7 protein-coding genes and 1 other RNA gene are annotated in these 7,453 nt (G+C 70.7%); 6 read left to right on the top strand and 2 right to left on the bottom strand.

All coding sequences use genetic code 11. From position 1 onward, the window contains the following. Positions 1–28: 28 nt before the first annotated feature. Positions 29–119, bottom strand: an RNA gene (gene ffs / locus E9934_RS10865) — signal recognition particle sRNA small type. Between the two features lie 114 nt (positions 120–233). Between ffs and E9934_RS10870 the strand changes: the two genes are divergently transcribed. The 6 genes from E9934_RS10870 to E9934_RS10895 all read left to right on the top strand — a co-directional run bounded on the left by E9934_RS10870 (position 234) and on the right by E9934_RS10895 (position 6,653). Next, the gene (locus E9934_RS10870; RefSeq protein ID WP_136562921.1) at positions 234–2,435 is read left to right on the top strand and encodes a DNA polymerase III subunit gamma and tau; all 2,202 of its coding nucleotides are present in this window, start codon (positions 234–236) and stop codon (positions 2,433–2,435) included. Positions 2,436–2,502: 67 nt separating this feature from the next. Then, positions 2,503–2,901 carry a YbaB/EbfC family nucleoid-associated protein gene (locus tag E9934_RS10875; protein WP_136562922.1) on the top strand — a complete coding sequence of 133 codons (399 nt, stop codon included), beginning with the start codon at positions 2,503–2,505 and terminating at the stop codon, positions 2,899–2,901. Continuing rightward, a complete protein-coding gene (recR, locus tag E9934_RS10880) occupies positions 2,901–3,497 on the top strand; it encodes a recombination mediator RecR (protein WP_136562923.1) in 597 nt (198 codons plus the stop codon). Before E9934_RS10875 ends, recR begins: the two co-directional genes overlap by 1 nt. A gap of 8 nt (positions 3,498–3,505) precedes the next feature. After that, the gene (locus tag E9934_RS10885) at positions 3,506–4,210 is read left to right on the top strand and encodes a DUF5063 domain-containing protein (protein ID WP_238694896.1); all 705 of its coding nucleotides are present in this window, start codon (positions 3,506–3,508) and stop codon (positions 4,208–4,210) included. A gap of 110 nt (positions 4,211–4,320) precedes the next feature. Next, positions 4,321–5,616 carry an aspartate kinase gene (locus E9934_RS10890; RefSeq protein ID WP_193556896.1) on the top strand — a complete coding sequence of 432 codons (1,296 nt, stop codon included), beginning with the start codon at positions 4,321–4,323 and terminating at the stop codon, positions 5,614–5,616. Beyond that, positions 5,613–6,653, top strand: coding sequence for an aspartate-semialdehyde dehydrogenase (locus E9934_RS10895; protein ID WP_136562925.1), 1,041 nt, complete (start codon positions 5,613–5,615; stop codon positions 6,651–6,653). Before E9934_RS10890 ends, E9934_RS10895 begins: the two co-directional genes overlap by 4 nt. Positions 6,654–6,805: 152 nt before the next feature. On the opposite strand, the gene E9934_RS10900 is transcribed toward E9934_RS10895, so the two are convergent. Next, a partial coding sequence (locus E9934_RS10900) for a hypothetical protein (RefSeq protein ID WP_202977266.1) occupies positions 6,806–7,453 on the bottom strand: 648 nt, incomplete at its 5' end.

Consider the following 7,453-nt stretch of genomic DNA (forward strand, 5'->3'; position numbering starts at 1 on the left):
GGCAAAGCGCAGCGGGCTGGGAAAAAGAAAAGGCCCCTCGCGCACCCGACAGAGCCCGCTTACCCTTGCTGCCTTCCGGCCCTGGGGGAGTTGGGCGAGATATCGCCGCACGAGGGGTTGGCCTCACTCTAGACGACGGTCCTCCGGTCGCCGAACCCGGACCGTGGACCGTCGTGATCGCGCGGCCAGCAGGCGGGCTGTCAGGTGTCGGGGCCGCTCGTTAGTGTTCAGGGGTGGACTCACCGCTCGCGCTCTACCGCCGCTACCGGCCCGAGACCTTCGCCGAGGTGATCGGGCAGGAGCACGTGACCGAGCCGTTGCGCGCCGCGCTCGCGGGCAACCGGGTCAACCACGCCTACCTGTTCTCCGGTCCGCGCGGATGTGGCAAGACGACGAGCGCCCGGATCCTCGCGCGCGCGCTCAACTGCGAGCGGGCGCCGATCGCGGACCCGTGCGGCGAGTGCGACAGCTGTCGCGACCTGGCCCGCAACGGCCCCGGGTCGATCGACGTGATCGAGATCGACGCCGCCTCCCACGGTGGCGTCGACGACGCACGCGACTTGCGTGAGAAGGCGTTCTTCGCGCCCGTGAAGAGCCGCTACAAGGTCTACATCATCGACGAGGCCCACATGGTGACGACGCAGGGCTTCAACGCCCTGCTCAAGCTCGTCGAGGAGCCGCCGCCGCACCTGCGCTTCATCTTCGCCACGACCGAGCCGGAGAAGGTCATCCCGACCATCCGCTCGCGCACCCACCACTACCCGTTCCGCCTGATCCCGCCGCGGCTGCTGACGGCGTACCTCACCGAGCTCTGCGACCGTGAGGGCGTCGCGATCGAGGCGGCCGCCCTGCCGCTCGTGGTCCGAGCCGGCGCCGGCTCGGCGCGGGACACCCTCTCGGTCCTCGACCAGCTGCTCGGCGGAGCGGGCTCGCAGGGCGTCACCTACGACCTCGCCAGCGGGCTCCTCGGCTACACGCCCGACACCCTCCTCGACGACGTCGTCGCCGCGTTCGCGGCGGGCGACGGCTCGGCGGTCTTCGGTGTCGTCGACAAGGTCATCGAGACCGGGCAGGACCCGCGCCGCTTCACCGAGGACCTGTTGCGCCGCCTGCGCGACCTCGTCATCATCTCCGCGGTCCCCGATGCTGCGGCCTCCGGCCTGCTCGACGTCTCCGGCGACCAGGCCGACCGGCTGGTCGCCCAGGCCACGGCGTTCGGCCGCGCGGAGCTGACCCGCGCCGCCGACCTCGTCGCGGCCGGGCTCACCGACATGCGCGGTGCGACCGCGCCGCGGCTGCTGTTGGAGCTGATCTGCGCGCGGATCCTCCTGCCCGCCGCCGACCACGCCACCGAAGGTGTGCTCGCCCGACTCGACCGCCTGGAGCGCCGCGCCGCGATCAGCGGTACGACGTCGGCCGAGGCCCTGCCCCCCGCAGCGCCTGCGGCGGCGCCGGCGGCCGACCGTCCGGAGCCGTCGCGCGCCGAGCGTGCGGCCCCGGAGCGCGTCGAGCGTCCCGCGCCGGTGGCCAACGAGGCCCAGCAAGCGGCCCAGCAACCGACCCCGCAACCGGCCCCACGCGATGCTGCCCCCGCTCCCGTGCCGGCCCCGGTGGTCGAGGAGAGGGCCCCGGCTCCCGCTGCGGTCGGCGACGAGCCCGCTCCCGTCGTCGAGGAACGCCCTGTCCCTGTCCCTGCGTCCGCTCAGGCTCCCTCGCCCACGGCGTCCGGTGGCCTGACGTTGGTCGACATCCGGCGCCTGTGGCCCTCCGTCGTCGACCGGATCAAGGGCGTCAAGCGGGTCACCTGGATCCACCTGACGCAGAACTCCCAGGTCGTCGCGTTTGACTCGGGGGTGCTCAGCCTCGGCTTCCAGGCCGACGGCCCGCGCCGCTCCTTCGAGTCGGGCGGCCACGTCGAGATCGTGCAGCAGGCGGTGATCGACGAGATCGGCATCCAGGTGCGGATCGACGCGATCGTCGATCCGTCCGCCAACCCGGGAGCGGCGGCACCCGCCGCGTCTCCGGCCCAGCAGCCGGCCCAGCAGTCGACCCAGCCGACCCAACGCCGGTCCGAGGCGGGCAGCACGCCCGAGTCCGGTGGCTGGCCCGAGACGGTCCGTCCGCCCCAGGCCGCCACGCCGGCGGCCACGTCCGAGCCGGCTTCCGGCGGTCCTCGCTTCGATGACGCCCCACCGTGGGACGTGGAGCCCGGGGGACCGCCCTCGAGCACCGCGTCGTCCAGCGAGTCGGAGGTGGCTCCGCCGCCTTCGCGACGGCCCCGCATGGAGGACCTGCAGGCACAGGTGGAGGCGCCGCCCGAGGACCCGGACGCCCACGTCGACCTCGACGACGCCGACGTCGACGCCGAGTCCAGCGCCGAGCTCCTGGCCCGGGAGCTGGGGGCGCAGATGATCGAGGAGATCCCCCGCGGCTGATGCCGTGGCCCCGCACCACCGTGATGGACCCAGCAGACCCAGCAGACCGACCAGAGACGAGCAGACCATGAGCCAGAACCCGTTCGACGCCCTCAGCGGTGGCCTCGGTGGCCTCGACCTGGGTGCCCTGATGCAGCAGGCCCAGCAGATGCAGAGCGACCTCCAGGCCGCGCAGCAGCGCCTGGCCGACACGGTGGTCGAGGGCACGGTGGCGGGCGGCGCGGTCTCCGTCAGCCTGACCGGCGCCGGCGAGCTGACGGCCGTCACCATCACCCCCGAGGCCCTCGACGGCACCGACGCCGAGGCGCTGTCGGATCTCGGCGACCTGGTGGTGGCCGCCTTCCGCGACGCCCGGGCGAAGGTCGACGCACTCGCCGAGGAGGCCATGGGCCCGCTCGCCGGTGGCATGCCGGGCCTGCCCGGTGTGGACGGCCCTGGCCAGGCTCCCGGCCCACTGGGCTTCTGATGTACGAAGGCGTCGTCCAGGACCTCATCGACGAGCTCGGCCGACTCCCGGGCGTCGGGCCGAAGAGCGCGCAGCGGATCGCGTTCCACCTGTTGCAGGCCGACCCCGCCGACGTACGCCGCTTCGCCGAGGTCCTGCTCGAGGTCAAGGACAAGGTGAAGTTCTGCAGCATCTGCTTCAACGTCGCCGAGGACGACCAGTGCCGCATCTGCCGTGACCCGCGGCGCGACCCGTCCGTGCTGTGCGTCGTCGAGGAATACAAGGACGTCGTCGCGATCGAGCGGACCCGTGAGTTCCGGGGTCGCTACCACGTCCTCGGCGGGGCCATCTCGCCGATCGACGGCATCGGCCCGGAGCAACTGCACATCCGCGAGCTGCTCACCCGGCTGGGCGACGGGGCGGTCACCGAGGTGATCCTGGCGACCGATCCCAACCTCGAGGGCGAGGCCACGGCGACCTACCTCACGCGGATGCTCGGGCCCCTGGGGTTGCGCGTGACGCGTTTGGCCAGTGGACTTCCGGTGGGAGGAGACCTGGAGTACGCCGACGAGGTCACCCTGGGTCGGGCATTCGTGGGAAGGCAGACAGCAACATGAGCAGCAACATGAGCAGCAACATGAGCAGCAACATGACCAGTGACATGACCAGTGACATGAGCAGCATGAGCGACAACACCACCACCGAGCAGCAGCTCCCGGGGCTCGCCGCCCTCGAGGCGCTGATCGCGGTCGAGACCGAGACCGTGCGTCTCGCCGACGACATCGCGTCGTCCGTCCGGTCGTTCCTCGACGGCCTCCGGGTCGTCGCGGCCGAGGCGACCGGCGGTCAGGCGGTCTCCCTCCTGCTCCTCCAGATCAGCCAGATCGCGCTGACGGGCGCCCGGCTGGGAGTGCAACGCGACTTCGCGCCGCGCGACGAGTACCAGCCCGACGACGGCCCCGACCCCGACGACATCGACGCGCTGCGGCTGCAGCTCGCCGGCCTGCTCGGCGACCTCGACACCTACAGCTATGTGTTCGACCCCTATCAGCCCGAGGTCGTCGAGGGTCTGCTCTCCGACGACCTCACGAGCATCGCCGCGGACCTCGCGATCGGCGTGCGCCACTACGAGGCGGGTGACGTCGAGGAGGCACTGTGGTGGTGGCAGTTCTCCTACGTCTCGTCCTGGGGTGCGCTGGCCGGCTCGTCGATGAAGGCGCTCCTCTCGGTGGTCGCCCATGATCGGCTCGACGTCGACCTGGACATCACGCAGGAGCTGGAGCTGGTCGAGGTGGCGTCCGCCGTGCTGGACGGCGGCGAAAAGGCGTAGCGCCGCTCGGTAGAATCGGTCGCGGACCTGGCGTCGCCAGGCTCCACGGCCCGGCGGCCGCGGTCGCAGGGGCACCGTCCCTTCCCCCGAACCGCCAGGAGTGAGCCCTCGTGGGCATTGTCGTGCAGAAGTACGGCGGCTCGTCGGTCGCCGACGCAGCCGGCGTCAAGCGCGTCGCGCAGCGCATCGTCAACACCAAGAAGGCCGGCCACCAGGTCGTGGTCGTGGTCTCGGCGATGGGCGACACGACGGACGAGCTGATCGACCTGGCCAACGAGGTCTCTCCGCTGCCCCCGGCCCGTGAGCTCGACATGCTGCTCACGGCTGGAGAGCGGATCTCGATGGCCGTGCTGGCCATGGCGATCCAGAACCTCGGCCACGAGGCACGTTCGTTCACCGGCTCCCAGGCCGGCGTCATCACCGATGCCGAGCACGGCAAGGCGAAGATCATCGACGTCACGCCGGGCCGCATCGAGGCCGCGATCGGCGAGGACGCGATCGCCATCGTCGCCGGCTTCCAGGGCGTCTCCCAGACGACCAAGGACATCACCACGCTCGGTCGCGGCGGTTCGGACACCACTGCGGTCGCGCTCGCTGTCGCGCTCAAGGCCGATGTCTGCGAGATCTACTCCGACGTCGACGGCATCTTCACCGCCGACCCGCGCATCGAGCCGCGGGCCCGGAAGGTCCCCCGGATCTCCTACGAGGAGACCCTGGAGATGGCCGCGCAGGGCGCCAAGATCCTGCACCTGCGGTGCGTCGAGTACGCCCGCCGCTACGACATGCCCATCCACGTCCGCTCCTCCTTCTCCGAGAAGGAGGGCACCTGGGTCGTCAAGGCCGCAGATGTTGCAGGCGTCGTCTCTGAGGAGAAGGAAGCACACATGGAAGCCGCGATCATCACCGGCGTCGCCCACGACCGCAGCCAGGCCAAGATCACCGTGGTCGGCGTACCGGACAAGCCGGGCGAGGCCGCTGCGATCTTCCGCGCCGTCGCCGACGCGCAGATCAACATCGACATGATCGTGCAGAACATCTCCGAGGCGAAGACCGGTCTCACCGACATCTCCTTCACCCTCCCGCAGGGTGAGGGCCAGACCGCCATGACGGCGCTGGACCGGGTGCGTGAGCGGATCGGCTTCGAGAGCCTGCAGTACGACGACAGCGTCGGCAAGGTCTCCATCGTCGGCGCCGGCATGAGCTCGGCCCCCGGCATCTCCGCGCGCTTCTTCGAGGCCCTGTCCGAGGCGGGCGTCAACATCGAGATGATCTCCACCTCGGAGATCCGGGTCTCGGTCGTGGTGGCCGAGGCGCAGATCGAGGCGGCCGTCAACGCCGCCCACGCGGCCTTCGAGCTCGGCTCCGACGAGATCGAGGCCGTCGTCTATGGAGGTACCGGACGATGAGTGTCAACATCGGCATCGTCGGCGCGACCGGCCAGGTCGGCGTCGCCATGCGCCAGATCCTCGAGGAGCGTGACTTCCCCGCGGGGCAGGTCCGCTTCTTCGCCTCCGCACGTTCCGCGGGCAAGGTGCTGCCGTTCCAGGGCAAGGACATCGTGGTCGAGGACGTCGAGTCCGCCGACCCCTCCGGTCTGGACGTCGCGCTGTTCTCCGCCGGCGCCACCACGTCGCGGGCGCAGGCGCAGCGCTTCGTCGACGCTGGCGTGATCGTCGTCGACAACTCCTCGGCCTTCCGCAAGGATCCGGCGATCCCGCTGGTGGTCTCCGAGGTCAACCCCGACGCGATGAGCGGCGTGATCGAGGCCGGTCGCGGGATCATCGCCAACCCCAACTGCACGACGATGGCGGCCATGCCGATCCTCAAGGTGCTGCACGACGCTGCCGGCCTGGAGAGGCTGGTCGTGTCGACGTACCAGGCCGTCTCCGGCTCCGGCGTCGCCGGTGTCGAGGCGCTCGCCGCCGGCGTCGAGGCGATCGCGGACCCGCGCCCGCTCGCCTACGACGGCGAGGCCATCGCCCTCGGCGACCCGGCCCCCTACGTCGAGTCGATCGCCTACAACGTGCTGCCGCTCGCCGGCTCGATCGTCGACGACGGCCTCAACGAGACCGACGAGGAGCAGAAGCTGCGCAACGAGTCGCGCAAGATCCTCGGCATCCCGGACCTGCGGGTGTCGGGCATCTGCGTGCGCGTGCCGGTGTTCAGCGGCCACTCGCTCGCCGTCAACGCCGAGTTCGGCGCCGCGATCACCCCGGACAAGGCCCGCGAGCTGCTGGCGGATGCCCCCGGCGTCCAGCTCGAGGAGATCCCCACCCCGCGCAAGGCGGCCGGCAAGGACCCGTCGTACGTCGGGCGGATCCGCACTGACGAGGGCGTCGACGGTGACCGTGGTCTGGCGTTCTTCATCTCCAACGACAACCTGCGCAAGGGTGCTGCCCTCAACACGGTGCAGATCGCGGAGATCGTCGCCGCCTCCCGCTGACGCCGAAGTACGCCGGTTTCTCACCCGAAGTGCGCCTGTTTCTCACTCGAGGTACGGCGGTTTCTCACCCTAGGTTCGAGAAAGCGCCGTACCTCGGGTGAGAAACCCTCGAACTTCGTGGGAGAAACTCTCGCACTTCGTCGGATCGGGCGTCAGGAGTCGTCGACGGGTTCGACGAAGGTTTTGGTGACCCACACCGAGGCGAGATAGCCGCCGACGCTGAGCAGCGGGATGATGATCAGCATCGACCAGCTGTCGAGCAGGTCGATCAAGAACAGCAGCGCGATGACGGCGACCAGGCCGACCGCGAGGAAGCTGCTGCTGCCCGGGTCGGGGATCGTGAACGCCTTGAGCAGCGCGCTGCCCAACAGCACGCACAGGGCGAAGGTGGCGACCAGCAGCACGAAGCCCGGCCCACCGCCACAGGAGGCGGTGCCACGCACGGCCTCGCAGCCGCGCAGCGACAGCCACGTCAGCACGACCATCGCGGCGCCCACGACGAGACCTGTCAGCGCGGCCGACTGATAGAGGCTCAGGAGCGGTCCCTGACGGGCCGCCAGGGCGGCGATCTCGGCGTCCTCGACGTCGAGGTCGGAGACGGGCTCCGGCTCGACGGCCGGGGTCGCCGGCTTCACCGTCCGGGTCACCGGCTTGTCGACCTTGGTCGGCTTCTCGACCTTGACGGGCTTGACGGGCTTGACGGGCTTGGCGGCGACCGGCTCGGGCTCAGGGGTCGGCTCGGGCTCGGGGATCGGCTCGGGCTCAGCGACCGGCTCAGCGACCGGCTCAGCGACCGGCTC

It is taken from the genome of Nocardioides caeni (assembly GCF_004912195.1).
Taxonomy (GTDB): Bacteria; Actinomycetota; Actinomycetes; order Propionibacteriales; family Nocardioidaceae; genus Nocardioides; species Nocardioides caeni.